21 protein-coding genes, 1 tRNA gene and 1 pseudogene are annotated in these 25,924 nt (G+C 30.2%); 11 read left to right on the plus strand and 12 right to left on the minus strand.

Features of this window, described 5'->3' with window-relative positions; genetic code table 11:
* The first annotated feature begins 124 nt into the window (after positions 1-124).
* From ACVC08_RS01935 to ACVC08_RS01955, 5 genes are all read left to right on the plus strand, one after another.
* Complete coding sequence (locus tag ACVC08_RS01935; protein ID WP_452600789.1) at positions 125-1,081, plus strand: dihydrodipicolinate synthase family protein; 957 nt, start codon at positions 125-127, stop codon at positions 1,079-1,081.
* Positions 1,082-1,150: 69 nt separating this feature from the next.
* Positions 1,151-2,734, plus strand: a complete 1,584-nt coding sequence (locus ACVC08_RS01940) for an aldehyde dehydrogenase (NADP(+)) (protein WP_452600790.1) — start codon at positions 1,151-1,153, stop codon at positions 2,732-2,734.
* A gap of 2 nt (positions 2,735-2,736) precedes the next feature.
* Entirely contained in the window at positions 2,737-3,747 is a 1,011-nt protein-coding gene (locus ACVC08_RS01945) for a 4-hydroxyproline epimerase (protein ID WP_452600791.1), read from the plus strand.
* Positions 3,748-3,864: 117 nt separating this feature from the next.
* Positions 3,865-5,112, plus strand: coding sequence for an NAD(P)/FAD-dependent oxidoreductase (locus tag ACVC08_RS01950; RefSeq protein WP_452600792.1), 1,248 nt, complete (start codon positions 3,865-3,867; stop codon positions 5,110-5,112).
* A 66-nt stretch (positions 5,113-5,178) separates the two neighbouring features.
* The gene (locus tag ACVC08_RS01955; protein ID WP_452600793.1) at positions 5,179-6,399 is read left to right on the plus strand and encodes a M24 family metallopeptidase; all 1,221 of its coding nucleotides are present in this window, start codon (positions 5,179-5,181) and stop codon (positions 6,397-6,399) included.
* An 11-nt stretch (positions 6,400-6,410) separates the two neighbouring features.
* On the opposite strand, the gene ACVC08_RS01960 is transcribed toward ACVC08_RS01955, so the two are convergent.
* The 4 genes from ACVC08_RS01960 to ACVC08_RS01975 form a co-directional block, all read right to left on the minus strand.
* Positions 6,411-7,511, minus strand: a complete 1,101-nt coding sequence (locus tag ACVC08_RS01960; RefSeq protein ID WP_452600794.1) for a DUF4407 domain-containing protein — start codon at positions 7,509-7,511, stop codon at positions 6,411-6,413.
* Between the two features lie 105 nt (positions 7,512-7,616).
* Positions 7,617-9,800 carry a M56 family metallopeptidase gene (locus tag ACVC08_RS01965; RefSeq protein ID WP_452600795.1) on the minus strand — a complete coding sequence of 728 codons (2,184 nt, stop codon included), beginning with the start codon at positions 9,798-9,800 and terminating at the stop codon, positions 7,617-7,619.
* Between the two features lie 2 nt (positions 9,801-9,802).
* Complete coding sequence (locus ACVC08_RS01970; RefSeq protein WP_452600796.1) at positions 9,803-10,168, minus strand: BlaI/MecI/CopY family transcriptional regulator; 366 nt, start codon at positions 10,166-10,168, stop codon at positions 9,803-9,805.
* Positions 10,169-10,350: 182 nt separating this feature from the next.
* Positions 10,351-11,739 (minus strand): dipeptidase, encoded by a 1,389-nt coding sequence (locus ACVC08_RS01975; protein ID WP_452600797.1) that lies wholly within the window; start codon positions 11,737-11,739, stop codon positions 10,351-10,353.
* 600 nt (positions 11,740-12,339) lie between these two features.
* On the opposite strand from ACVC08_RS01975, the gene ACVC08_RS01980 reads away from it, so the two are divergent.
* Both ACVC08_RS01980 and ACVC08_RS01985 read left to right on the plus strand, forming a co-directional pair.
* Positions 12,340-12,421, plus strand: a tRNA-Leu gene (locus ACVC08_RS01980).
* A 304-nt stretch (positions 12,422-12,725) separates the two neighbouring features.
* Positions 12,726-13,538 carry a hypothetical protein gene (locus ACVC08_RS01985; protein WP_452600798.1) on the plus strand — a complete coding sequence of 271 codons (813 nt, stop codon included), beginning with the start codon at positions 12,726-12,728 and terminating at the stop codon, positions 13,536-13,538.
* A gap of 34 nt (positions 13,539-13,572) precedes the next feature.
* Here ACVC08_RS01985 and ACVC08_RS01990 read toward each other — a convergent pair whose 3' ends face one another.
* The 7 genes from ACVC08_RS01990 to ACVC08_RS02020 form a co-directional block, all read right to left on the minus strand.
* The gene (locus ACVC08_RS01990; RefSeq protein ID WP_452600799.1) at positions 13,573-15,285 is read right to left on the minus strand and encodes a hypothetical protein; all 1,713 of its coding nucleotides are present in this window, start codon (positions 15,283-15,285) and stop codon (positions 13,573-13,575) included.
* 11 nt (positions 15,286-15,296) lie between these two features.
* Positions 15,297-16,142, minus strand: coding sequence for a phospholipase D-like domain-containing protein (locus tag ACVC08_RS01995; protein WP_452600800.1), 846 nt, complete (start codon positions 16,140-16,142; stop codon positions 15,297-15,299).
* A gap of 905 nt (positions 16,143-17,047) precedes the next feature.
* Positions 17,048-17,170, minus strand: a complete 123-nt coding sequence (locus ACVC08_RS02000; RefSeq protein WP_452600801.1) for a hypothetical protein — start codon at positions 17,168-17,170, stop codon at positions 17,048-17,050.
* Between the two features lie 3 nt (positions 17,171-17,173).
* Positions 17,174-17,644: a hypothetical protein gene (locus ACVC08_RS02005; RefSeq protein ID WP_452600802.1), complete on the minus strand. Its 471-nt coding sequence runs from the start codon at positions 17,642-17,644 to the stop codon at positions 17,174-17,176.
* A 10-nt stretch (positions 17,645-17,654) separates the two neighbouring features.
* Complete coding sequence (locus ACVC08_RS02010) at positions 17,655-19,058, minus strand: hypothetical protein (RefSeq protein ID WP_452600803.1); 1,404 nt, start codon at positions 19,056-19,058, stop codon at positions 17,655-17,657.
* A gap of 243 nt (positions 19,059-19,301) precedes the next feature.
* Positions 19,302-19,688 carry a hypothetical protein gene (locus ACVC08_RS02015; protein ID WP_452600804.1) on the minus strand — a complete coding sequence of 129 codons (387 nt, stop codon included), beginning with the start codon at positions 19,686-19,688 and terminating at the stop codon, positions 19,302-19,304.
* 975 nt (positions 19,689-20,663) lie between these two features.
* The gene (locus ACVC08_RS02020; protein ID WP_452600805.1) at positions 20,664-21,158 is read right to left on the minus strand and encodes a hypothetical protein; all 495 of its coding nucleotides are present in this window, start codon (positions 21,156-21,158) and stop codon (positions 20,664-20,666) included.
* Positions 21,159-21,394: 236 nt separating this feature from the next.
* Between ACVC08_RS02020 and ACVC08_RS02025 the strand changes: the two genes are divergently transcribed.
* The 4 genes from ACVC08_RS02025 (at position 21,395) to ACVC08_RS02040 (ending at position 25,514) form a co-directional block, all read left to right on the plus strand.
* On the plus strand, positions 21,395-23,080 hold the full coding sequence (locus tag ACVC08_RS02025) for a helix-turn-helix domain-containing protein (protein WP_452600806.1): 1,686 nt from the start codon (positions 21,395-21,397) through the stop codon (positions 23,078-23,080).
* Positions 23,081-23,248: 168 nt separating this feature from the next.
* A complete protein-coding gene (locus tag ACVC08_RS02030) occupies positions 23,249-23,440 on the plus strand; it encodes a hypothetical protein (protein ID WP_452600807.1) in 192 nt (63 codons plus the stop codon).
* A complete protein-coding gene (locus ACVC08_RS02035; protein WP_452600808.1) occupies positions 23,421-24,887 on the plus strand; it encodes a S8 family serine peptidase in 1,467 nt (488 codons plus the stop codon). Before ACVC08_RS02030 ends, ACVC08_RS02035 begins: the two co-directional genes overlap by 20 nt.
* Before the next feature lie 36 nt (positions 24,888-24,923).
* A complete protein-coding gene (locus ACVC08_RS02040) occupies positions 24,924-25,514 on the plus strand; it encodes a hypothetical protein (RefSeq protein WP_452600809.1) in 591 nt (196 codons plus the stop codon).
* Positions 25,515-25,693: 179 nt separating this feature from the next.
* Here the strand turns inward: ACVC08_RS02040 and ACVC08_RS02045 are convergent.
* A pseudogene (locus ACVC08_RS02045) lies at positions 25,694-25,807 on the minus strand (recombinase); the annotation flags it as partial.
* Positions 25,808-25,924 lie beyond the last annotated feature (117 nt).

Consider the following 25,924-nt stretch of genomic DNA (forward strand, 5'->3'; position numbering starts at 1 on the left):
AATAATATTCATAAATACTAGCTAATTAAATTAAATGGATAATATGGTATTATAATTGGATAAAAAACAAATATTTAAATTACAATAGCAGAAGTACATTTACACCATAAACAATTAGAATTTTATGAGCATACAATGGAATGGCGTAATGCCAGCCGTATTTACATGGTTGAAAGAGTCAAAATCTGGCGCTCTTGAGATTGACCTTGATGCAACACAAAAACAGGCAGCAGGTATTTTAAAAGCTCAAGGAAAGGGTGGAAGTAGAATGAGCGGACTTGTCGGTTCTGGAACTCTGGGTGAGAATAGCTACCTGAGCACCAAGCAACGTCTTTCCTTACTTAAATCCCTTTCTGAGGTTGCTAAAGAATACAATGTCCCGTTGATTAGCGGAGCAGCATCAGAAACTAAGGAAGAACTTGCTAAAATAGTTGAAGGACTTGCAACAGTTGGAGTTGATACAGTCATGGTCATGCCACCAAAAACTAAGGCGGTTCCTTCTGAAAAAGAAATGTATGAGTACTATGCACTTTCTGAAGCAACGGCAAAAGATGTAGGCGTAACAATTATGCCTTATAATAATCCTGATGCAGCCGGTTATCATCCGCTCTCAATAGACCTTCTTAAAAGACTTTCTGTTCTTCCTAAGGTAACTGCTCTTAAAATATCGACTATAGATGTTTCAATTATTGAAACCTTGGTGTTAGAGAACAAAGATTTAAAAGTTTTGGCAGGAGTAGACACAGTCACTGTATATGCAGGACTCGCAGGAGCAAGTGGTGGTATTACAGGTGTAGGTACTATATTCCCAAAAGCAAGTGTTACTATGCAGGAATATGTTTTAAATGGAGAATGGGCTGAGGCAAAGAAAATTTCTCAGGCTTTAAATTCATTATCGTACCTTGATGCTCAGCCGTTGCTTATGGAATACCTTAAGCTTGCTATGGGAATTCATCATAATGATGTTGCTGGAGGGCTTCGTACTTTTGGTAAGAAATTAACTCAACAGCAAATTGATGATGTCCGTGCAAGATATATTCTGGCAAAAGAAAGACTTGAAGTTCTGGACTTAATAGGTTAAGCCTTTCGAATATTAAAAAATAGCTTACAAACCAGTAAGTTTGAAAAAACATTTAAAAAATAATTAAGGATGATTACAGGAAAAAATTATATAGGAAATACCCTTTCAGCAAAAGGAGAGAAAACATACAAAACATTCAATCCTCAGTTAAATAAAGAGAACGATAATATATTCACAGAAGCAACAAAAGAAGAAGTAGATACAGCAACAACTTTAGCCGCAAAAGCTTATATAGAATATCAAAAAAAAACAGGAGAAGAAAAAGCATTGTTTTTAAATACTATTGCAGATGAAATAGAAGCTTTAGGAGAAGAATTACTTGAAGTATATACTTCAGAATCTGGATTGCCAGCAGGAAGAGCAATGGGAGAAAGAGGGAGAACACTAGGCCAATTGCGAACATTTGCAAATCATATAAAAGAAGGCTCTTGGGTAGAAGCTAGCATAGATAAAGCTCAACCAGAACGTAAACCAATACCAAAAGTAGATTTGCGTAAAATGTTAGTACCACTAGGGCCAATTGCCGTTTTTGGAGCCTCGAATTTTCCTTTAGCATTTTCAACAGCAGGAGGAGATACTGCAGCTGCATTGGCAGCAGGGTGCCCAGTAATTGTAAAATCTCATCCAATGCATGCAGGAACAGGAGAAATGGTGGCCTCAGCAGTTATAAAAGCAGCAGAAAAAACAGGAATGCCAAACGGAGTGTTTTCTAATTTAAATAGTAGTGGAATAGAAGTAGGGCAAGAATTAGTTAAACACCCAAACATTAAAGGTGTTGGGTTTACAGGAAGTATTAAAGGTGGTAGAGCAATTTACGATTTAGCAGCCACACGCCCAGAACCTATACCAGTATTTGCAGAGATGGGAAGCATTAACCCTGTTGTTTTATTACCAGAAGCTTTAAACGAAAAAGCTAACGATTGGGCCAAAACTTACGCAGGCTCTATTACATTAGGAGCAGGACAATTCTGTACAAATCCAGGGCTATTATTAGGCGTTAAAGGAGAAGGACTAAATCAATTTACAAATACACTAGCAGAAGAGATTGTAAAAGTAGAACCATCTTGTATGTTACACCCAAACATTATAGGAGCCTATGAAAACAATAAAACAAAAGCATTAGAGCAACCAGAATTAAGTGTCGTAGCAAATTATGATTCAGAAGTTAAATCTAATTATGCAAGGCAAGTTGTTTCTAAAGTAAAAGGAACTACTTTTTTAGAAAATCCAACACTACATAACGAAGTTTTTGGACCATTTTCTTTAATGGTAGAATGTGAAAACAAAACAGAACTTGAAGAAGTAATACATAAATTAGAAGGACAATTAACAGGAACAATAATAGCAAACGAAGCAGAATTACCTAATAATTTAAATATAGTCTCTGCATTACAAAATAGAGTAGGTCGTATTATTTTTAATGGCGTACCAACAGGTGTTGAGGTTTGCCCATCAATGTTACACGGTGGACCATATCCAGCATCAACAGATTCTAGATTTACAGCAGTAGGTGTAGACTCTATTAAAAGATGGGTAAGACCATTTAGCTTTCAATCATGGCCAAACGAATTATTGCCAAACGAGTTAAAAAATGAGAACCCCTTAAATATACTAAGGACAGTAGATAATGTAAAAACTACTGATAAAATTTAAGAATGGCGCGTAAAACTTTTTTTTGTGTAGACGCACACACATGTGGAAACCCTGTAAGAGTAGTTGCAGGAGGAGGGCCAGATTTAGTAGGTGTTAATATGAGTGAAAAACGCCAGCACTTTCTAAGAGAATACGATTGGATTCGTAAAGGGTTAATGTTTGAGCCTCGCGGACATGATATGATGAGTGGAAGTATTTTATTTCCTCCCCATAATCCCGAAAATGATTTTGCAATTCTATTTATAGAAACTTCTGGGTGCTTACCAATGTGCGGACACGGTACCATTGGTACAATTACAATAGCCATAGAGGAAGGTTTAGTAACACCAAAAACACCAGGGGAAATAAAAATGGAAGCCCCAGCAGGATTGGTAAATATAGAATATCAACAAACAGGTAAAAAAGTCGATTGGGTAAAACTAACTAATGTTAAAAGTTTTTTAGCAGCAGAAGACTTAACAGTAAGCTGTCCAGAATTAGGAACATTAACTTTTGATGTGGCTTATGGTGGAAATTACTATGCAATAGTAGACCCACAGCAAAATTTTTCAGGTGTGCATAATTTTACAGCAAGCCAAATCATTCAATACTCTCAAGTAGTAAGAGATCGTATCAATGAAAAATATCCAGACTTATTTATTCATCCAGAAAATGATACAATACGAGATGTAACCCACATGTTATGGACAGGCAATCCTATAGACCCAAAATCCTCGGGACGTAACGCCGTTTTTTATGGAGATAAAGCAATAGACAGAAGCCCATGTGGTACAGGAACGTCTGCTAGAATAGCACAATTATACGCAAAAGGAAAGTTAAAAAAAGGAGAACCATTTATTCATGAAAGCTACATTGGCAGTAAGTTTATAGGCTGCGTAGAAGAAGAAACCACTTTAGATGGTAAAATGGCCATAGTACCTAGCATTAAAGGTTGGGCAAAAGTGTATGGCTATAATACGATTATTATAGATGACGAAGATGATCCGTATGCACATGGCTTTCAAGTAATTTAATAAATAGTAAATAAAACTGTTACGATGCTCTTTGTATAATACTACTGCGTATTTTTTATGAAAAATAGAGCGTTATGTAGAGCATTTAGGAAATAAAATACCAATTGGGAATAAGAAATGAGTAAAAGTGTTATTGTAGTAGGTGGAGGAATTATAGGCTTAAGCACTGCATATTATCTTGAAAAAGAAGGGCACAAAGTTTCGGTAGTAGATAAATCTAATTTAATAAGCGGAGCCTCTTATGTAAATGCAGGTTATATTACACCAAGTCATTTTGTGCCATTTGCAGCCCCAGGAATGATTAATAAAGGATTAAAATGGATGTTTAATCCTACAAGTCCTTTTTATGTAAAACCAAGACTAGATACAGCCTTTATAAAATGGGCATGGGCTTTTAAGAAGTCTTCAACCACTTTGAAAGTAGAAAAAGCTATTCCGGTTATTAAGGACATTAATTTATACAGTAGAGCATTATACGAATCCATAAAAGCAACTCACGATTTTGATTTTCATTATGAAAGAAAAGGGTTGTTAATGTGTTACCAAACAGATAAAGTAGGAGAAGAGGAATGGAAAATAGGACAGAGAGGGCAACAAGAAGGATTAGGAGTGAAACTTTTAACACTTAAAGAAGTAGAAAAAATAGAGCCTAATGCTAATTTAAATATAAAAGGAGCCGTGTATTACGATTCTGATGCGCACATGATACCTGGTGATTTCATGAAAGAAATGCAAACCTATTTAAAATCTAGAGGCGTTACTTTTTATGCTAATGAAGCAGTAAAAGATATAGAATTAAATAAAGAATTTATTTCAGAAGTAATAACTAATAAACAACGACTAAAAGCAGACGAAGTTGTTTTAGCAGCAGGAAGTTGGAGTCCGTTATTAACAAAAAAAATAGGCTTAAAAATTCCTGTGCAAGCAGGAAAAGGCTATCGTATTAATGTAAATCAAGAAACTAACATTACTATTCCTGCCATTCTGTGTGAAGCTAAAGTAGCCGTAACACCAATGGGAAATTTTACACGCTTTGCAGGAACAATGGAAATAGGAGGTATAAATAACAGAATAAATCCAGTAAGAGTAAATGCTATAGCTAATGCTGCAAAAAACTATTATAAACACATAAATATTACTACAGAAGAAAAAACTAATGCAGCATGTGGTTTGCGTCCATGTACACCAGATGGCTTACCATATATAGGGAAATCTTCTAAATGTAAAAATCTAACAATAGCAACAGGCCATGCTATGATGGGATGGAGTTTGGGGCCAGCAACAGGTAAATTAGTTTCTGAAATTATTTCAGACCAAAAAGCGAGTTTAGATTTAAGCCCTTTCCATCCAGATAGAAGGTTTTAAAGAATAACTTAGAGCGAAAACACCAATGATTTATTGATGTTTTATTAATAAAAATAAAACTTATTTATGACCACATTAGGAATAGGAGGTTCTACAATTGAAGCTGAATTAAACGCTATTGTCCCAAGAACCAATACTGTAACGCCAATTAAAAAGGAAGAGTTTCAATGCCGAATAGATAAGGCTGTCGATTTTATGAAACGGTACAGCATTAAAGCAATGTATCTACATGCAGGAACAAATTTGTTTTATTTTACAGGAACCAAATGGCACTCTAGCGAGCGTATGGTAGGAGCCATTTTATTTGATGATGGAAAGTTACACTATATAGCCCCAGAGTTTGAAAAAGGAACTATTTTAGACTTTATGCAAATAGAAGGTATTGTTGAATGCTGGGAAGAACATGAGAGCCCTTATCAATTATTTTGTGATACCCTTGTAAAGAAGGGTATAAAAAATGGAGAAATAGCTATAGACGAAGCGACTCCTTTTTTTATTACAAACGGTATTGTAAATGAGAGTAATGCTTATAAACTTGTAGATGCAAAGTCAATTACTGCAGGTTGTAGAATGGTAAAATCTAAAGCAGAAATAGCTATTATTCAAGAAGCTATGAATATTACTTTAGAAGTACAAAAAGCAGCCGCTAGAATTTTAAGAGTAGGTATAAGTGCAAAAGAAGTGGTAGATTTTATAAATGAAGCACATAAACGATATGGTATTAGCTCTGGGTCTTATTTTTGTATAGTTCTTTTTGGAGTAGATTCATCTTTTCCCCATGGTGTTAAAAACCCAAAAAACTTAGAAGAAAATGAAGTTGTTTTAATAGATACAGGATGTGTATTACATGATTATATATCAGACATTACTAGAACCTATGTTTTTGGTGAGGCTAATGCTTTGCAACGTCGTATTTGGACTATAGAAAAAGAAACTCAGCAAGCAGCATTTAATGCTGCGCAAATAGGGAGTACTTGTGCATCTGTAGATATCGCGTCTAGAAAAGTATTAGAATCTTATAATTTAGGACCAGATTACAAACTACCTGGTTTACCACATAGAACAGGTCATGGTATAGGCTTAGATATACATGAATGGCCATATATAGTACGTAATGATAAAACTATTTTAAAACCTGGAATGTGTTTTAGTAACGAACCAATGATTTGTGTACCTAATACATTTGGTATTAGACACGAAGATCATATTTACATGACGGAAAATGGACCAAAATGGTTTACAAAACCAGCTTTTTCTATAGAAAACCCTTTTGAAATAGGTATATAATCTCTTTTTAATTATAATAACTTTTGTTGCTTTTTATAAAAGGCATCGGCTTGAGCTTGCATTAATTCGCGAGCTTTTTTACGTTTATAGTTATAAAGTTCATCCTCTTCTGCAATAGCACTATAGACTTTGTCGTTAACCTCGAAATCGGTTTTTAGAATAAGTTTACGCTCTTGAGTTTTTTGCTCTACTATTGTTTTTATTGCAGTTTCCTGATCCTCTAATTTAAAATCGTATTCACCTTTAGGAGATAATAATTTTGCGAAAATTGGAGAGGTTTCTATAGCTAAAAACAATAGAAAAATAAAAAAAGAAGGTAACCACGGTAATGTACCTAAAGCATTAACACGAGCCATTAGGCCATCAAACCCATCTATTATAGGTTGCGAATGGGCTATTTTTGTGTCGTATTCGGTTTTTAGAGCTAATATTTCAGCCTCAGTAGCTTCAATTTTTGCTTTATTATCTTGTTTTAATGTTTGCAACTCTGCTAAAGCTGCATCATGTTTTTCTCGTTTTTCTTTATAAACTGGGCCTTTACCTAATAAATTGGTTCCTGCAGTGCCTTCAGCCTCGTTAATATAAATATCGTAAAGTGCATTAACCTCTGCCTCCTTACTTGTTACTTCATTTTGTAATGCAGTTATGTTTTGTTGTAGAGCTTCAGTTTTTGGATTGTACTGTAGTGCTATTTGATCTTTATTAGCTAATGTTAAATCGTTTTTTTGCTCTAAAAGCACTTGATTAATCTCTTTTTCAAAAATCTTTAATTCTAAAGGTTTAGAAATTACAACAGCTATAATTACAGCCAATAGTAAACGAGGCGAAGCTTGAATAAGTTCATCTATAATATTATCTCTTTTTTTTATTGTAGAGACTATAAAACGGTCTAGGTTGAAAATTAATAAGCCCCAGACTATGCCAAAGCCTACTGCTGCAAATAGATTGTCAAAAACGGTATAAAGGGCGTAACTAGATGCTATTGCGGCCATTAATGCCGTAAAAAAAACAGTAGCGCCAATACCTGCATATTTATTTTGTTCCCCTATAGAAGAATCTTTTAAAATATCGGTATCTGCCCCAGAGCAGATAATAAAAAATTGTTTTAACATAACGATTAATTTGATTGATAGAGTAATGATTGATTGCTATAATAACGCTAAAAATTAAAAAATGTTACATAAAAAAGCCTCGAATATCGAGGCTCTTATTAAATGTTATACTCTAATAGGTTGTTTGGAGAGTTTTACTATAGGAGTTTTAGAGTCTATATCTCTAATTAAAATATTTAAATCCTTATTATTGTCTACTAGGTCAATTGCTTTTTTACCTGTTATTTTTTTACCCTCATAATAAAAAATAGCACCTTTATTAGTTAGCTGTAACATACTTGGAACTTCAGGTATGGTTGCTGTAGCTAATTTTTTATCAGTTTTAAATTCACTAACAACTTTATCATTAAAGTATACTTTACTAATGTTAGCATTTGGTATAACATCACTGGCGTTTACTTGCTTATTTGGTATAAGTTCTTTGCCGTTTTTATCGGTTTCTACTCCATAACGATTATAATACCTTGTTTTATTGTTAATGGTTGTATAATAGTGCTTTTTATTATTAATGTCTATAGATCCAGTTTTCATTTCTTTTTCTGGAGCTGGTGGCGGTGGCGGTGGAGGTGGCAGAAGTTCTCCTTTTTTATTTACTGCTTGACCTAACTTGTTATAATAAATAGTTACTCCATTTTTATAAGTAATATAATAATGGCTTTCTCCATTAATCATTTTATACCCTGTTTTTAATCCTTTAGGAGTGTTTTCTATAACTTCATTTAGGGATTTTTTACCTTTCTTTTTAACAACTATAGGAGCTGGCGGTGGTGGAGGCGGTGGTAGATCGGATAACTCACCCTTTTTTACTTTTGGAGATTTAGAGTATTTAGGACTAGCTTTATCTACTAATTGTATCATAACAGGCGTTAAGGTTTCATTTTTAGTTTTAATATCAAAAAGTTGAACCATAGTACCAATAGAAGCATCTGTTAAATAGCTTTTTACTTTTGCATTACCTTTAGTAGTATTATTTTTAATACTTTCAGTTGGTTTTCCCGGAAACTTTATTCTAAATTTTATTATAGATTCTCTTGTTGTAGTTGAAAGTATTAATTCTTCAATTCCTTTTTTAGATAAAAATAAAGTGCAATTATCGCATTTAATACCATTAACAACAGGGATTGTTTTTACATCGTTTTTATCTGTTAGACTTGTATCTATAATATAGCCTCCTTGTGATAATTTAATTTGGTTTACATACTTTTTTAATTTCGATTGTATGTCATTAATAAGAGACATATTTATACCTCCATTAACATTAATTCTTAAATCTGTACGCTTTTCTCCAACGATTGCTTTAAAATCTTTGCTTAATGAATTTAGTGTTGTTACTTTACCATTCAGTTTTAAACGTAATGGCTGCTGCTTGATATTTAAAACAGGAATTTTTTCTTTAGTTGTGTTTATTAATGGTGTCATTTCTTTTTCTACTGTTTTAGTAGTACTAAAACTAAAAAGTAACCCTGCTAGTAGGGGAAGCATTAATAAACTTCTAAGCCAAATGGCTTTTCTTGATGTTTCTGATTTCATAATTGTAAATCGTTTTTTGATTAATGAATAATTGATGGCATTTGCTAATTGTGGGTTTGTTACGTTTGATGAAAACGTTAATAGCATTTGTTGATATGTTGTTGGTTTAATTCCATGATTTAAAACAGCCATGTCTGCTAAAAACTCATGGTTTAGTTTAATAGCCTGCTTACATAGATATATAAGAGGGTTAAACCATAATAATACTTGCAATACTTCTATAAATATAATGTCTATACTATGTTTTTGTTTTGCATGTGCTTGCTCGTGCAGTAATACTTCTTTAGGGATTTGTTGTGTTTCAAATTTGTTTTTATTTAAAAAAATGTAATTGAAAAACGTATGTGGAGTTATCAAATCTTTTAATAAAACATTAGTGTATATATTATTTTTACACTTTGGATTGCATTTTATTTTATAGGTGATTTTAAATAAATTAATACAAAATTTTAACCCAAAAAGAAATACTCCCAATCCGTATATACTCCATAATATTATGGGAAGATAATTAACAGGTTCTCCTATGGTATTACTTTCTGGAGTTGTAATAGCTTCTATAATTGGTTTAAATGTACCAAGTACTGGAGCTGGCTCTACATATTCTATAAAAGTTATAGAAGGAATAATAAATGATAATAATAAAGCACCAATTAAGTAAAAGCGTTTAAAACTATGTATGGTTTCTTTTTCTAGTAAAAACTTATAAAAAGCTAAAAAAATAGCTAAACAGGCACTAAATTTTAATATAAATATTAGCATAACTATTTGTTTTTAATTTCGTCGTCTATAATAGCTTTTAAATTTTCTAACTCCTCCTTAGATAAATTGGTCTCTTTTGTAAAAAAAGAAGCAAATTGTGAGCTGCTATCGTTAAAAAAGTTTTTAATTAAGCTATTAACATGTTTTGAGAAGTAATCTTTCTTTTTTACTAATGGAAAATATTGCCTAGAGTTGCCTATGCGTATATAATCTATAAACCCTTTGTCTGTCATGCGTTTTAGCAAAGTAGCAACAGTGGTAGTAGCAGGTTTAGGCTCAGGGTATGCTTCTAGTAAATCTTTCATAAACCCTTTTTCTAGTTTCCAAAGGTGGTTCATTAAATCTTCTTCAGTTTTAGAAAGGCGCATAAGTTATCAGTTTTTTATATTTAACTCTACAAATGTAGAATATAAAATTGTATTCTACAAATGTAGAAGTGTTTTTTATAAGAAAAAATAATAGTAAAAGTAAAAAAGCATCTACAATAAAATATGGTAGATGCTTTTTTGGAAATTAATTAACTCCTAAAAATAAGAGTTTTAGTGCTTTTTTATTTAAATAACTCTGTAAAGTGTTTATAAAAATAAGGGATGGTTTCTATACCTTTTAGGTAGTTCCAAACCCCAAAATGTTCGTTTGGTGAGTGTATAGCATCACTATCTAAACCGAAGCCCATTAAAATAGTTTTACTTTTTAATTCTTGCTCAAAAAGAGACACTATAGGAATACTACCTCCACTGCGTTGTGGAATAGGTGTTTTGCCAAATGTATCTTTATAAGCTTTTGAGGCCGCTTGGTAACCTATACTATCTATAGGCGTTACATAACCTTGTCCTCCATGATGAGGGGTTACTTTTACAGTAACACTTTTTGGTGCGATGCTTTCAAAATGCGTTTTAAATAATTGTGTAATGTTTTCCCAATCTTGATTTGGAACTAAACGCATAGATATCTTAGCATAGGCCTTACTTGCAATAACGGTTTTTGCACCTTCTCCAATATAACCACCCCAAATACCATTAACATCTAGAGTTGGTCTTATAGAGTTACGCTCATTTGTTGTATAGCCAGCCTCACCATGTACGGCGTTAATATTTAATGCCTTTTTATAATTGTCTAAAGAAAAGGGAGCTTTTGCCATTTCTGCTCGCTCTTCTGTAGAGAGTTCTTCTACATTATCGTAAAACCCAGGAATAGTGATATGGTTGTTTTCATCGTGTAATGAAGCAATCATTTGGGTTAAAATATTAATAGGGTTTGCTACTGCACCGCCATATAACCCAGAGTGTAAATCTCTGTTTGGTCCTGTAACTTCAACTTCAACATAACTTAAACCACGTAAGCCAGTTGTAATAGACGGTACATCTTTAGCAATCATTCCTGTATCACTAATTAAAATAACATCGTTACTTAATTTCTCGTGGTTTTCTTTTACAAAGGAGGAAAGGTTTACACTTCCTACTTCTTCCTCACCTTCTATCATAAACTTAACATTACATGGTAGTTGGTTTGTAGAGGTCATAAATTCTAAAGCCTTTACATGCATGTACATTTGACCTTTATCGTCACAGGCACCACGCGCAAAAATAGCGCCATCTGGGTGTAACGCTGTATTTTTAATGACAGGCTCAAAAGGAGCAGAATCCCAAAGTTCTAATGGGTCTGCTGGTTGCACATCGTAATGACCATAGACTAATACTGTAGGTAAGGCTTTGTCAATTATTTTTTCTCCATAAATAATAGGATAACCTTCGGTCTCACAAATTTCAATAGTGTCGCATCCTGCCTTTTTTAAGCTAGATGCAACTTCGTTTGCCGTTTTTATTACATCGTCTTTATAAGCCGAATCTGCACTAACAGATGGTATTTTTAAAAGATCGATAAGTTCGTTGAGAAATCGATCTTTATGTTGTTTTATATAATCTTGAATGGTTTGCATAATTATGAATATAAATTTTTTCTAAAAGTAAGCAAAGTCATAGAGAATTCATATAAATATAGAATGTTTGGTAGGTTATTGTTTTAATAACAAAGCGAATGATTAAATAAAATAATCTGAAAAAAAAAGTAGGGGTTAACCTTATTTGTTTGTTTATACTATAAAGAAAAAGAATTAGTATTCTACATTAAAAAGTTGCTATTACATTAGGATTACATTTCTTTCTAAAAAAATATTTGTTGCGAGTGTAAACGCTTCGATATAAACATACCTACATTGTGTTTTATAGTGTTAGTGGTTAAATAATGTGCTATTACAAGACTTAACATGCTAAAATGCAATAAATAAAAAATATGAAAAAAAGATATTTGCCTCATTTTATTATAGTGGTACTAGTTACTGCTTCGTTAAGTTTAATAACTTGTAATTTAATAGTTATGTTATACCATTAAATAATTATATGTGTAGCTATCTCTTTTTATAATAATTGAGGTATTTATAATGTTGTTTAAAAAAGTTATTTTTTTTTAAGTGTTAGTTGTTATATTAAAATTCTTAACTATATTTGCATCCTCGTTACAGAAATGTAACTAATCTTTTGCGGGCGTGGTGGAATTGGTAGACACGCTAGACTTAGGATCTAGTGCCGCGAGGTGTGCGAGTTCGAGTCTCGCCGCCCGCACAACAAAAGATAAGCCGACTTTTTTAAGTCGGCTTTTTTATTTGGGGTAACACATAGGTAACACTTTTTAGTGTTATAACTTTTAAGAATAATTATTATAATTGAAGGTTTTGAGTATTTAGTGCCTATTGTTTTTGTTTTGAATTAGCCAAATCTTCCTGAATTTAATTTTTTGTGAAAAAAAGCTAAGAACTATGCCTATAGTTTAGTTTTAGAGATAAAACTAAAATAACTTTCACATACTTTTTTTACTAACTTGCGTCTATATTAATTTTAAATAATATAAAAAGTAATAATCTGATAAATGAGTGATAAAGAAAATAAAACAAAGTGGAAACTTTCTTCACATGCACTGCCATTGGCTTATATTGTTTTAATCTGTATCGGTTATACAGAAAAATCTATATTCTATAGTAAGTTTGATATTGAAATAGCTCCATATTTAAATTTTGAAGAGTACTTATTTATATTTTTACCAATAGGTTCAATCTTAATCGTTATATTTTTTATATTTTCAATATATATGAGTGGATTATTTGGAGCTAGTTACGCTTTGTTTGGAGGGGTAAAGAATATTTTAGAGAATTCTGAAATTCCAAAAAATAAATGCAGAGAAATATATTTTTATAAAAAAACTAAAAAAATACGTAGAGTATTAGCTACAATATTAATAACCATTTTATTCATAGCGCCTCTATCTCTAATTTTTATTTTTGCTATAACTAAAACTTTTTATATGAGGGAATTTACAGTTATAATTTTTATTTGGGGTTTAATAATGTTACTTCTATCAATTTATTTATCATTTAAAAAAGAAAGTCCTGTAAGTTTACTTTTGATTTATGCTTTTGCAATGTCTTTTCTAATACCAATATTGTGGAATCAAAAAACTAAAAAAGCTGATAAAATTTTATCTGGAAAACCAGATATTAAAGTTTCGTTTATAAATGACAATAAATTAATCAAAACAAATGACACTTTAGTATTTATAGGTCAAACAAAAGGATACTTGTTTTTAAGGGATTTAAAATCTAATGGTAATTCAATTTATAAAAAAGATAATATTAGCAACGTTAAAATAATAGCAAATATTGGAGCTATTAATAATGAGTTTTAAGGATATAAAATAGAGTTATTAACTTCTATGTAATCTATCCCTTTCCATACTTTCTAAAAGCAGAAACAGTTTGATATATGCCATAACTAATAAATATTCTAGATAACCATATTATAAGACTAGCTTGCCAAATTCCATTTAGTTCTGCGTATTTATCTAATTGAAGCTTAGGGAAAGATGTAAAGAAGATAATAAACTCTTTTAAGTGTTCATTATAATTAAAAGAAAGGCCTAGAACATAGAGATAAAAATTGAAAAAGATAAAGCCTATTGAAAAAGTAAATAAAACTCCTCTAAACCAACTTCTACCATTATTGTTGGAAATCCAATTTAAAAATAAAAGAAAAGTATCGGAACTAATACGTTTGCTTAAAAGTAATTGTTTGTATTCAAGTGATTGATATTTATTGGCTATGTCTATATCTCCTTTTTTCTTTGCGATTTGTTTTAATTGATTATAAATACTTTTGAGATTACTTTTGTTTTTCGATTTATCAGATAATCCATACCCAACTTTAGGATTAGAACTATAAGATAATATTTTTTTAGGGTATTTGGTGAAATTGGTATTCTCTATATTACTGTCTGCAATTACAATTTCTTTAAAAGTATTAATATTTGTGTTTATAAAATTTAATTTCCCGCTAACAGAATTTTGAATAGTAAAATAATCGCAGTGATTTATATTATTTAAAGTAAGGCTACCTTTATTATCTATATCTAGGATAAATATAGACTCTGCTGTAGAGTCTTTAATGAAAATATCTCCAAAATTAATCCCTCCTAAAGTAATATCTAAATAAGTTCTCTCAATTAGAATAGTTCCTCTATTATTTCCACTAGAGCGAATCATTACAGGTTCTAAATCTAACAAAAAATCATCTTCATTTTTCCAATTATTAAAGTGAAAATGTTGTTTAAAGTTATTATTAGATAATGTTATATATTTAATTAGCCCTATGCTAACACTTACATCTTTATCGAAATTGCATGAGTGTAGCCATAATTCATTTATTGATAAATCTCTTGAGTCTGTTATCTTGATGTTATCAAAATCATTAATGTAGATTAGTCCATTAAAATTACTTCTGTAAAAATATAAATTATTAAAATTACCTTCTTGAAAATCAATACGTTTTTTAAAATATGAAGACTCAAAAAATAAAGAGTTAACTTTTGTTTTCTTTTCAAAAAATATTCTGTTATTAAAAGTGCCTTCAAAAAATATATTCTGATATTTTCCTCCTTTAAATATTATTTGTGAAAAAGTCAAATGAGGTTCTATCTTAAGTTCATCAATATTGTTATCGACCAAAAACTCAATTTTTGAATTTCTATTAGCATAAGCTGTATTAATATCTAGAATATTTAGTTCTTCAATTTTAGATTCAACTATCTGAAGATTTTTGCACTCTCCACTTATTTTTATATTGTTCGCATTTATTTTTCTTATTGTAAAATAGGAAGTGTAAATATTATTATTTATAGTTAATTCTTTTTCAAAGACACAGTCTGTAAATCCCGATGTGAAAAATGAAGAATCAGAGATAATAACATCATTATTAAATTTACAATTGAAAAAACTAAATTCTCTAGCTTTGATATTAGTTAGTGCTAGAGGTTGATTGAAAATACATTCGTGAAATAAAATGTCTTCTTTTGTTGTAAAATTAGCTTCAGAAAAAAACTCATTAAAAGTTAGATTTTTAAATATTTGTTGCTCATTTAGATAATTTGTTTTTTTCATAGGACTTACCATTATATTTTACTCTTCTCATAACACGCTCTCTTAAACTTAGTAAGCTGTTCTACAAACAGTACAGTTGCTTCAATAAGTCTTTTCTTTTCGGCTATAGATATAAAGTTTAAGTTGCTATTAGAGAGTTTAAAAGTAGAAGCTATATAAATAGTGCTTGTGGTTACAAAAGCTTCAAATCTGTTAATATTTAAACTTTGTTTAAAGTCGTTAAAATTTTCAGACTCTAAGCCCGATACTATACCAGTTATGTAAACAATATTACTGCCTTTGTCTACCTCAAAATAATATTGATTATTTACATTAAACTCAATAGACCCGTTTCTCCATCTTGTTTTTACAGTTCTATTAAATTTATTAGATAGGGCATGAGATAGAATAATAGAAAAACGTTCTTTAGCAAAATATCTGTCTTCTTCGCTAGGTTTGGTATTTTCTAGATTAGTTTCTAAATGTTTTTTTACAAACTGTCTTAATTCTATTAGTTCTTCTTCTTTGTCATACACAGAGCCAAACTCCAAAGCATTATTGTTAGAACTTGTTAGTAAATTCATAGAAGTAACTATGCCCGTGGTTTCATTAAAATACAGTTTAGCATGTAAGTTTTTAATTAGTTTGGGTTTTATGCCTAATTGCTCTATAGTTTCCCAACTTTTAAAATTATCGTTATCTAAACGTGTGTAAAACTCAATTTGTACACCTCGTTTTATAGCATTTAAAATATATACTTTTATACTGTCCCAATTTTTAAAATTTACATAAGGAGATACTAAAACAAGATAGTTTTTAGAGTTGTCTATTAAATTTAAAATATCGCTGGTTATTTGGTGCGGTGGTATTATTTTCATGTATTAATTTATAGCTTAATTAAGTAAACACTACTTTACTTATACCTTAAATATAGTAAATAAATAATATTAGTATAGATGAGTTTTTATTGTAGTCGATTACTCTCATTACAGCTACTTTATAACTTATTAACTACATTTTTAAGATTTAGCAATAATAATTTATCAGTTTTATAAATTAAGCTTTTACAGGCTTTTACAAGTACAGTTTTAAAACTTACCTATTTGCAAAACTACAGTAACTACACTACTACATATTATATATTTATAGTATAAACTATTAATATATAATATAATACAGGGTATAAAAGTAAGCCGTAATGTAGTTGCTTGTAGTAGTTTTTAAGAAGTGTAGTTGTGTAGTTGCTTTTATTTTACTCCTACAAGATTTCAAAATATTTTTTTCACTTGTAGTACTTTCTAGTTTTTAGCTACCATTAAGTACCATAATTATACTACAAATTTTCAATTTTTAATAAAATTGTAAAGCGTTGATAATTAGTGTTTTGTTTGAAAAATATGAGTTTTATAAAAAAACGAAAAATTAGCTTACCACAACTACCACTACCACAGCAGTATATAACTATTTAATATATAGTATGTTATAATATAGTAATATATAATATTTGTGGTAGCTGTGGTTTTGTGGTAGCAAGAATATGAAAAAAATAACTTATTATTTTTTAAAAGCCGAAAACATTGACTCCAACAGACAAAAACAAGCTTAATATAACCTGAGAACAGACTAAATCAAGCTTGAATATACTTGTTGTCTAATCCTAAAAGTAGAAACACAGAGACAGCAAAAGCTCCCGCAATGTTTACATTACGAAAGCTTTTTATTTCTTTCTGTATCTACATATATTGTAAATAATAACTCGTCGCAGACGAGAGTCAACAAGTAACTATTCAGGTTTCTTTTTAGTTACAAATTTATAAATTAAATAAACTATAGCCAGAAACCCTAAAATTATTAAAGCTTGCCATGTAAATAACCCCCAACTGAATTCTTCTATTGTTTTTTCCATAATTTAATTTAACGAGTCTTTCTTGATTATAGTAGAATCTATAATAACCTTAGGTTTTGCTTTATTGAAATTCTCTTTAAGTAAATTCATGTTCTCAGTATCTCTTTTTTTAAACTTTTTAAGATCTTCATAAGAATCTATTATAATTGCTTTACTCATATCAATACTGTCTGTTGGTATTGTTTTAAAAGTAGCATTACTTCCTTTAAAAACTCTTAACAATTCTAACAAACTAGTCAACTCTTTTTTATTTTTGTTCTCAAAATAAATAGACAAGGCATCATTAATTTTTTCTGTTTTTACAGAATCTTTAATGGCTAACAATAAACCATTACTAATCTCTTTATCTTTTTTAATAATATTATACTGTTTTTGAGTTAAAGGAATATTTTTTCTAATCACTTTATCTTCCGTAGTTTTACAACTAAAAATAATAAAACTTAAAACCGATACTATAAAAAGTCTACTTTTCATTATTATATATTTAATCCCAACTTTGAGATATTGAGCTACCATCTGTAGCATTAGTAACAAGAGTGAAAGTTATTGGTGTAGTCCACAATCTTCCAACTCCTTGATAAAACAAAGTTACGTTTAAATTTCCATTCACAATAGTTGTAGAATTATAACTATCTGTAGAATTTTGCCAATTAGTTTGCTCCCAATCTTTCATAAAGGTTACTCCAGATATGTCAGATGTAACTTCTACTACCGAATAATCTGTAAAAAACTGATGATCTTCTCCTAATTGTTGCTTTACATAAACGCTATGTATTACGTAAGGCCAACCAATAAACTTAAATTTTGTAGTTACTTGGTTTGGTGAAAGAACATCATCATTTTCTGTAACACTCACTTCAACAGGAGCATTATCTTTAATTTCATTATATCCGTTAATAAAATCTTGTAGTTCTTCTAGAGTATTGAAATGTAATTCAGTTGGAACATCTGAAGCACTTAACTGACAATTAGAAACAATATTTCCTGCTCCAAAAACAGACTCTAACTCAGCTAAAGATTGTAAATTCTCCTCACAATCTTCTTCACTAATTTCTGGACAATCCGTACAAAGTGTTGGGCTTGTAACTGGTGTATTAGCACCGCCGCCGTTAGAAGTGGTTGTATTTGTAGAGGTGTTAGTGTTATTATTTGTGGTATTTGTAGGGTCTGTAGTATCGTTAGTAGTATCGGTATTACCTGTAGAGTTACCATTAGACGAATTGTCGCAATCTCCAACTGTAGCTATAACTTGCTCTGCGTACCCTGGGCATTGACTTCCGTTCTCCTCGTAGCCCTCGCTATGTGCCCCGTTATTGTATTTACAATAACTTATAGCAATTTCTAAACAGGTTATAGTGGTCTCTTTATTAAAAATGCCCGATAATAACCCCGCGTCGTCTAGTGTTACGCTAGATACTTTATTATTTAAGTCTATAACATCGCCTTGCGCTAAGCGCTCTTTTTCTTGCGCGGTAATATTATATGTTACTAAATGCATGGTATAATTATTATTGTCTGTAGAGGAAAGCACTAAGTTTTCTAACACTGGTGTTTCTGTGTCGCGTTGTATGTTAAAAGTATAAGTATGCCCTTCTCCATCTGGGTTTTCTATATAAGTGGCATAATCTGTATTTATATAAAAATTATAGGCGCTAGAGTATACTGTTTTGTGTTGTTTATTATGGGTTTCTATTGCTTTGGTAAGTGTACTTAATTGTTTGCTAAGGGTTTTATTTTTTATAATTTTATCGTGTGTTATTTTATGAATAGTAGATTTAGGCGGTGTTTCTACAACGTTATTGGTTTCGCTTAACTCTTCTGTTTCGCAATTAAAAAGCAGTGCTACTACACTTAAGCTTAATACTAGTTTACTTATGTACTGTTTCATTCTATTATAGTTTTATATATTACTCTACCTACTCTATTTTTAAAAGGCTTTTCGGTTATCGCCTTTGGTTGCTGGCCAGCGTTTCTCTAATTCCTGCGCAGGCAGGAATCTTGTTGTTGTTTCTATTTATATTTTATGTTTGCGTATACATGCGTCATTTATTAATGGTAACTCTCATTGGTTCTCGATACACTGCTCATACTTCGCAGCACTCGAACTGACGATTGGGCTACTTTTTTAATGTCATTTTCCAGATAATTGTTTCAAAACCGTTTTTAGTTTCATTTTAGCAAACAATCCTTTTTCTTGCTGTAAAAAACGCAAACTGCTTAAATTTAAAAGCATCGTTAAATCTTTATGCTCCTTTTGGAATACTACAATTCTAAAATTCATATCACGCTCTACCACTCGCCTACAGTTTTCTATATCTTCTGCTTCTAACGGTTTATTGGGTTTGCGTATTAATAGTTTAAACGGTGGTTTTTCGTCTAGATACATTAAGGCGTCCATTAGTGTATTGGTTAATATTATGGTTACGTTTTCGCCATTAGCCTTTAAAAAGTGTTCTACTTTGGTTTTGTAATTAGCATCTTCGCTAATAACAATGCATTGTATGGTTTCGTTTTTCATGGTGAGCTGGTTATATTCCCACGAAAGTGGGAATCTTATAAAACATTCTCTTTGATTAATAGTTTTTACTATGGTTATCTTTTTTTCTTTAAAATAAGCTTCGCTATTTTGGTAAAACCACCTTCCTTTTTTTAAAGGAAGGAACTCAAACTAACGGTTTCGTTTTATTTTTCATTCAGTATTCAGTATTCAGTATTCAGTATTCAGTATTCAGCATTCGTTATTCGTTATTCGTTAATCTTAAATCACAATATTCTCTATTTTAACTTTTACATTTATCATTTTATATTTTACGGTTTTACATTTTTAACAATCATAAATCGTTAATCTTTTTCTTTTAAAATAAGCTTCGCTATTTTGGTAAAACCATCCGAGTTTTTTTAGTTTAAAAAACCCACCTTCCTTTAAAAAAAAGGAAGGAACTCAAACTAACGGTTTCGTTTTATTTCTCATTCAGTATTCAGTATTCAGCATTCAGCATTCGTTATTCGTTATTCGTTATTCGTTATTCGTTAATCTTAACTCATAATGTTCGCTATTTTAACTTTTACATTTATCATTTTATATTTTACGGTTTTACATTTTTAATAATCATAAATCCTAATTCAAAAAAACGCCTTCTTCCTCCTTGTTAAAGTACTTACAAGCATTACTTTAATAGTCCTTACCCCTTAATTTAGGGGTTTCACCCCTCGCCTAAGTCCTTTTAAGGGTTATTTTAATGCTTACAAGGGTTACTTTTAGGGTTATATGCGTTAATGTTACCCCTGCTAGGCCTTAAAAGCATCCTTATAACGACTTAATTAATCCTTAAAAAGGTTACAGTAAGCCTTGTAGGGCTACTAAACAGGGGCGGCATTAGTGGTTTTACTACTTAAAACCATCGTTACAATCATTAACACCAGTATTATAATGCTTGTAAGCATAGTGTTAAGGGGTAATACTGTTAGTTTTAATGGTGTTAGTTATTAAAAATTATTGTGCATTGTCCATTGGTATATTGGGTTCTGTTTTAGTCGTGTTTTTACTAAACAGCACTTTCATATCGCTATACACGGCTTGGGCTCCTGGCTCGTTTTCGCCAGCTAAAAAGCGCACCATACGGTAAAAGCTTAGCGCATTGGTATAATTATCGTGGTCTAGTAAGGTTTTGGTGTCTATAAGCTGTTGGGCTAGGTTTTCTAGTAACTGTACACGGCTTTCTATTTGTTGGCGTGCGGTATAATCGTTATCGAACTCGGCTTTGTCTAAAAAATTAGGAATCCAGTTTGGGTGCTGCTCCATAAAGTTTTTAGCCTTATCTACTATTAGTTTATTTTGGTTGGCTATACGGCCGTATTGTTGGCGTTGGTCTGTGGTTAGGTTTACGGTTTTACCATTTAGTACCGTTTGTATCCCTGTTAGGTGGGTGTCTAAATCGGTTAATTCTTGTTCTGTAAAGCTTACGCTTATTAAGTTTTCTAATGCCATAAAAGTATTTGTTTTTTTGTGAAGTGTTGTCGGCTTTCGACAGAGGCAAATGTAATGGCGAGGATTAGTGGTTTGCAAGGAAGGTAAGTCGTGATTTATAAAATCAGAGCCTTTATTACACTGATTTTCTATAATCAGTATAAGAAAATAAAGAATCATCTAATATTTCTTAGTACACATCTTAGAATCTATTATTTTTAATGCAGTAGATTTTATTAATTCTAGAAAACACAAAATTGTACATTATAAAAGCTAACCAAATATTCATATTTTTAATTCTTATATCTTATAGTATAGGGCATTCTCAAGATATTGAGAATTTAAAAAAAATAGACTCCCTTTCTTATTTAGAGTACAATGAATTATTTAAACATGTAAATATAGAGGATACTATAAATTCAATCTTATCTATAAAAGCATATTTAAGAAAAGCAAAAAGGGAGAAAGACACTTTAAGGCAAGCCATAGCTTATCGTAATCTTTACATATTTAACAGACTTAAAAGTGATAATTTTTATGCAGACAGTATTATTTCAATAACTAAAAACAAACACTATAAAAATTACCCCAAATATGGCTATTTTTTTAAAGGGATAAAGCTGTACAATGATGGTAATTATAAAAACGCTCTAGATTACTTTATTGAAGCTAGAAAAAGTGCAGAACAAGAAGATATTGATGTTGAAAACTACATAGCTATTTTAAAAAGTAGGCTAGGTTATAACGAAGAAGCTTTAACTATCTATAGAAAAGTAATGAAGTTTTATGAAAAAGATGGTTTAGTCAAAGGGAAACTAGGAGCTTATTATAATATGAGTGATGTTACAAGACTTATAAAACAAACTGACTCATCACTCTATTATTGTGATTTAGGCTTACAATTAGCTACAGAAATTAATAATAAAGCATACCAGGCAGCTTTTTTATTTAACAAAGGAGCTACATTATCAGATATTGGTAAATACCATGAAAGTCAAACTTATCTATTTAAAGCTCTTCCCGTTTTAAAGGAAAGAAAGAATAATCCAAACACAACAATATCACATTTTTTTATAGGAAGAAACTACAAGCACTTACATAATCCAAGTAAAGCTATATATCATTTAAAGAAAATGGACTCTTTGTTTTTAAAAACGAAAGATATTTATCCAGAACTTCGAGAAGGTTATGAAATTCTTGTTAACTATTATAAAGATAAAAATGACTTGCACAATCAATTAGCTTATGTGCAAAGAATGCTTGTTATAGACAGTATTATAAATAAAAATTTTCATTATTTAGACACTAAACTAATTAAGGAATATAATAGAGTACAATTAAAAGCAGAAAGAAAACAAATTAATGCTAAAATAAAATCCATAGAGAATAACTATTTATATAAAATAGTAACAGGAATAATATTTATAATTGTATTGATAATATTATTAATACTGAAACATTTAAAACATAAAAAATATAAGCAAAAATTTAAAATATTGATGAGACAATTAGAATCCTCAGATAATGATTCTCTCTCACAAAAAGAAAAAGAAGACCTTACGAAAAAAAATATGGGTATAAAGCCTGATTTAATTACGGAACTAATATGTAAACTAGAAAACTTTGAAAAAGAGCATGGTTTTTTAGACCCAAATATAAATCGCTCTATACTAGCAAAAAAAATGAATACTAATTTGGTATATCTTTCAAAAATTATTAATTATCATAGAGGAAAAACTTTTGTAAATTACATTAATGATTTAAGAGTTGATTACGCCATACAACAATTAAAATCTAGTGATAAAATATTTATTAATTGGAGCATTGAAGCTATCGCTAAAGAAGTTGGTTTTAAAAATGCAGAACCGTTTTCTAAAGCATTTTTTAGAAAAACAGGTATTAAACCTTCATTCTTTATAAAATCATTAAAAAAAACAGACTGATTATATAAAATCAGACAATCTTTCATATTTACTTGTTGTTTTTAATTTAAGAAAACACAACATTTACAATCACAAATCGAATTATAAACCAATTTACAGCCCCCTCACTTTATCATTAGTTATATATCACATAAATTTACTAACGCTATTAATTAATAAAACCCACTTATGAAATTATTTTTAACACTAACACTTTTTATTCCTTTCATTTCAAATTGTTTTGCTCAAAAAAACATAAAAATTTACTATGAAAACAATGTAGAGAACTCTGTATTTTATGCAGATAATAGAGAAATATGTGAAGTAAGTATAGAGGTTGTTAAAAAAAAAATGGTATACAATGGATATAAAAAAAGATAGTGTTTCTGGAATAAGTTGGTATAATGCAAAAACGAAATTATTAAACAATAAAACGGGGAGTAATATTATTGTAGCTGTCATAGATACTGAAATGGATATTAACCATATTAATTTTAAAAAAAACATTTGGCTGAACGCAGGAGAAGTGCCAAATAATGGCATAGATGATGATAACAATAATTACATAGATGACAATAACGGTTGGAATTTTATAGGTAATTTAAAAAACGAAAATATAACTGAAGCGAATAAAGAATACGTAAGAATTTACCGTTACTACAAAGAGAAATATAACAGAATAGATACAAGTAACCTTGTGAATAACGAAATAAAAGAATATAAAAAATTCTATAAAATATATTTCGATACAAAAAAAAGATTAGAGACAAGTTATAAACGTGTTCATAGTTATTATGAAAAATATATTAAAGCTAGAACAGCTTTAAAAAAGTATTTTCCAAACTATAATTATTCAAATGAAATATTAAATAAAATTGATACAGTTGGTAATGGTTTAAAACAACATGTTGATCTTATTAAAGATTTTTTAGATTATAATGATACAGACAAAAATTTTAATAGAGTATATAATATCTATAAAAACAAATTTGAAAAAAGAGGCAATATAGATTTTAATGAACGAGATATATTAAATGAAGATGAAAATGACATTAATGATATAGGTTATGGTAATAACAACGTTTCAGGGAATCTTAACTTATATAAACATGCAACAGAAGTTGCAGGAGTAATAAAAGAAGATTTTATAAAAATAATGCCTTTAGCTATAGCCCCCTATGGAGATACACATGATAAAGATATAGCCTTAGCTATACGTTATGCTGTAGATAATGGTGCAAAAATAATTAATATGAGTTTTGGTAAAGATTATTCTTTACACAAGGAGTGGGTTTTTGATGCGCTTAAATATGCGGAACAACATAATGTATTAATTGTAAGTTCAGCGGGGAACTCTAGAATAAATTTAGACGAAATTACTACTTATCCTAACGACCATAATGGAAATGGTGTTGAAGTTTCAGATAATTTTTTAATGGTTGGTGGCTCTACAAGAGAACCTAACGAAAATTTATATTATATAAACTCTAATTATGGCAAAACAACTGTAGATGTTTTTGCCCCAGCTGTAGAGATCTATACAACTCTACCTAATAACGAATATATTACGGATACTGGTACATCATTAGCGGCAGCGTTAACCTCTAAAGTAGCCGCGCTAATTTTCTTACATTACCCCAACCTAACCGCAAGCCAAGTAAAACATATTATTATGGATAGCGGTGTAGAATATACATTTCCTGTAAAAACACCTACACGAGAAGATAAAGACAAAATGACACCATTTAATGAGTTGTCTAAATCTGGTAAAATAGTAAATGCTTATAATGCTTTAATAATGGCAGATAGCATTTCTAGAAAACAATAACAATTGCAATAATTAATATAATAACAACCAACCAAAATGTATATAATCTGGAGCATCTTAAACGTTGTACTATACTTGTATTTTCTTTATTTAATAGTGGGCTATATAAGTGTAGGTAGATCTATTTTACCTAAAGATAAGCTTCTTAAAAATTCTGCTGCTATACTTTTAATTATAGGAGTTGCACAATTTTTTATAAGTGTTTCTAAAAAGGAAGACCAAAAAGTAAAACACTTTACCATAAATGAACGCCCTAAAACAATAGAGCAAAAAAATATGGGGTATTATAATGTACCCTCTAAATACATCGTTTTAGAAGATAATATCCCTTTTAATATTAATGCGAACATACGTATTATTTTTGTAGAGGGTAAATATCTAGCATTAAGTAATACCAGTAATTTAACAGGCTTTATAAGCGGGTTTGTATGGGAGCAAACTAATACACCCATAGTTAAATTTAATAATGATGGAATAGGCTTTTATAATATAGATGGAAGTTTAAAATGGAATCTTATGGGAATGAATATATATACAGAATCTAAAACTTTTGAAGGCTCTTTTAAACTAGATAATTATAAAAAGTTAGAAGACTATAGAGAGTATAATTCTCCAACAGATCAATAAGCAACCATGGAAATAATAGCAGCACTACAAATTTTATCAATAGTTTTAACTGTAATACAAGTAGCAGGGGGAATAACTCTAATATATTTAGCCATTAAGCTATACGTTAGGTATATGAAATACTTACAAGTAAAAACAAAGTATTTGGAACAAAAAATAGATTTAAAATAAGTATTGGTTTAAAAGTTAATAACGCTATCTAAAGCTTCATCTGCGTTTTTATGTATAAAGTTACCTTGATACCCAATAGTAGTTGTTAAATTGCTATGTCTGTATAGTTTTTGGACTTGCAACAAAAACTGGACAAAAATAAGAGAACCGTATATTGAAATTTCATAGTAAGTTTTACGTCTAAAGTTAGAATAAGCAAAGTTACTATATAAATTAATGAAGGAAACGAAATAAAGTAT

This window comes from Pontimicrobium sp. MEBiC06410 (assembly GCF_053601615.1).

Coding starts and splice junctions, on each gene's coding strand:
- ACVC08_RS01995 (WP_452600800.1), bottom strand. CDS start 16,142: ATGAAAATAATACCACCGCACCAAATAACCAGCGATATTTTAAATTTA.
- ACVC08_RS02015 (WP_452600804.1), bottom strand. CDS start 19,688: ATGAAAAACGAAACCATACAATGCATTGTTATTAGCGAAGATGCTAAT.
- ACVC08_RS01945 (WP_452600791.1), top strand. CDS start 2,737: ATGGCGCGTAAAACTTTTTTTTGTGTAGACGCACACACATGTGGAAAC.
- ACVC08_RS02020 (WP_452600805.1), bottom strand. CDS start 21,158: ATGGCATTAGAAAACTTAATAAGCGTAAGCTTTACAGAACAAGAATTA.
- ACVC08_RS02010 (WP_452600803.1), bottom strand. CDS start 19,058: ATGAAACAGTACATAAGTAAACTAGTATTAAGCTTAAGTGTAGTAGCA.
- ACVC08_RS02030 (WP_452600807.1), top strand. CDS start 23,249: ATGAAATTATTTTTAACACTAACACTTTTTATTCCTTTCATTTCAAAT.
- ACVC08_RS01955 (WP_452600793.1), top strand. CDS start 5,179: ATGACCACATTAGGAATAGGAGGTTCTACAATTGAAGCTGAATTAAAC.
- ACVC08_RS02040 (WP_452600809.1), top strand. CDS start 24,924: ATGTATATAATCTGGAGCATCTTAAACGTTGTACTATACTTGTATTTT.
- ACVC08_RS01990 (WP_452600799.1), bottom strand. CDS start 15,285: ATGAAAAAAACAAATTATCTAAATGAGCAACAAATATTTAAAAATCTA.
- ACVC08_RS01975 (WP_452600797.1), bottom strand. CDS start 11,739: ATGCAAACCATTCAAGATTATATAAAACAACATAAAGATCGATTTCTC.
- ACVC08_RS02005 (WP_452600802.1), bottom strand. CDS start 17,644: ATGAAAAGTAGACTTTTTATAGTATCGGTTTTAAGTTTTATTATTTTT.
- ACVC08_RS02035 (WP_452600808.1), top strand. CDS start 23,421: ATGGATATAAAAAAAGATAGTGTTTCTGGAATAAGTTGGTATAATGCA.
- ACVC08_RS02000 (WP_452600801.1), bottom strand. CDS start 17,170: ATGGAAAAAACAATAGAAGAATTCAGTTGGGGGTTATTTACATGGCAA.
- ACVC08_RS01960 (WP_452600794.1), bottom strand. CDS start 7,511: ATGTTAAAACAATTTTTTATTATCTGCTCTGGGGCAGATACCGATATT.
- ACVC08_RS01950 (WP_452600792.1), top strand. CDS start 3,865: ATGAGTAAAAGTGTTATTGTAGTAGGTGGAGGAATTATAGGCTTAAGC.
- ACVC08_RS01970 (WP_452600796.1), bottom strand. CDS start 10,168: ATGCGCCTTTCTAAAACTGAAGAAGATTTAATGAACCACCTTTGGAAA.
- ACVC08_RS01965 (WP_452600795.1), bottom strand. CDS start 9,800: ATGCTAATATTTATATTAAAATTTAGTGCCTGTTTAGCTATTTTTTTA.
- ACVC08_RS01940 (WP_452600790.1), top strand. CDS start 1,151: ATGATTACAGGAAAAAATTATATAGGAAATACCCTTTCAGCAAAAGGA.
- ACVC08_RS01985 (WP_452600798.1), top strand. CDS start 12,726: ATGAGTGATAAAGAAAATAAAACAAAGTGGAAACTTTCTTCACATGCA.
- ACVC08_RS01935 (WP_452600789.1), top strand. CDS start 125: ATGAGCATACAATGGAATGGCGTAATGCCAGCCGTATTTACATGGTTG.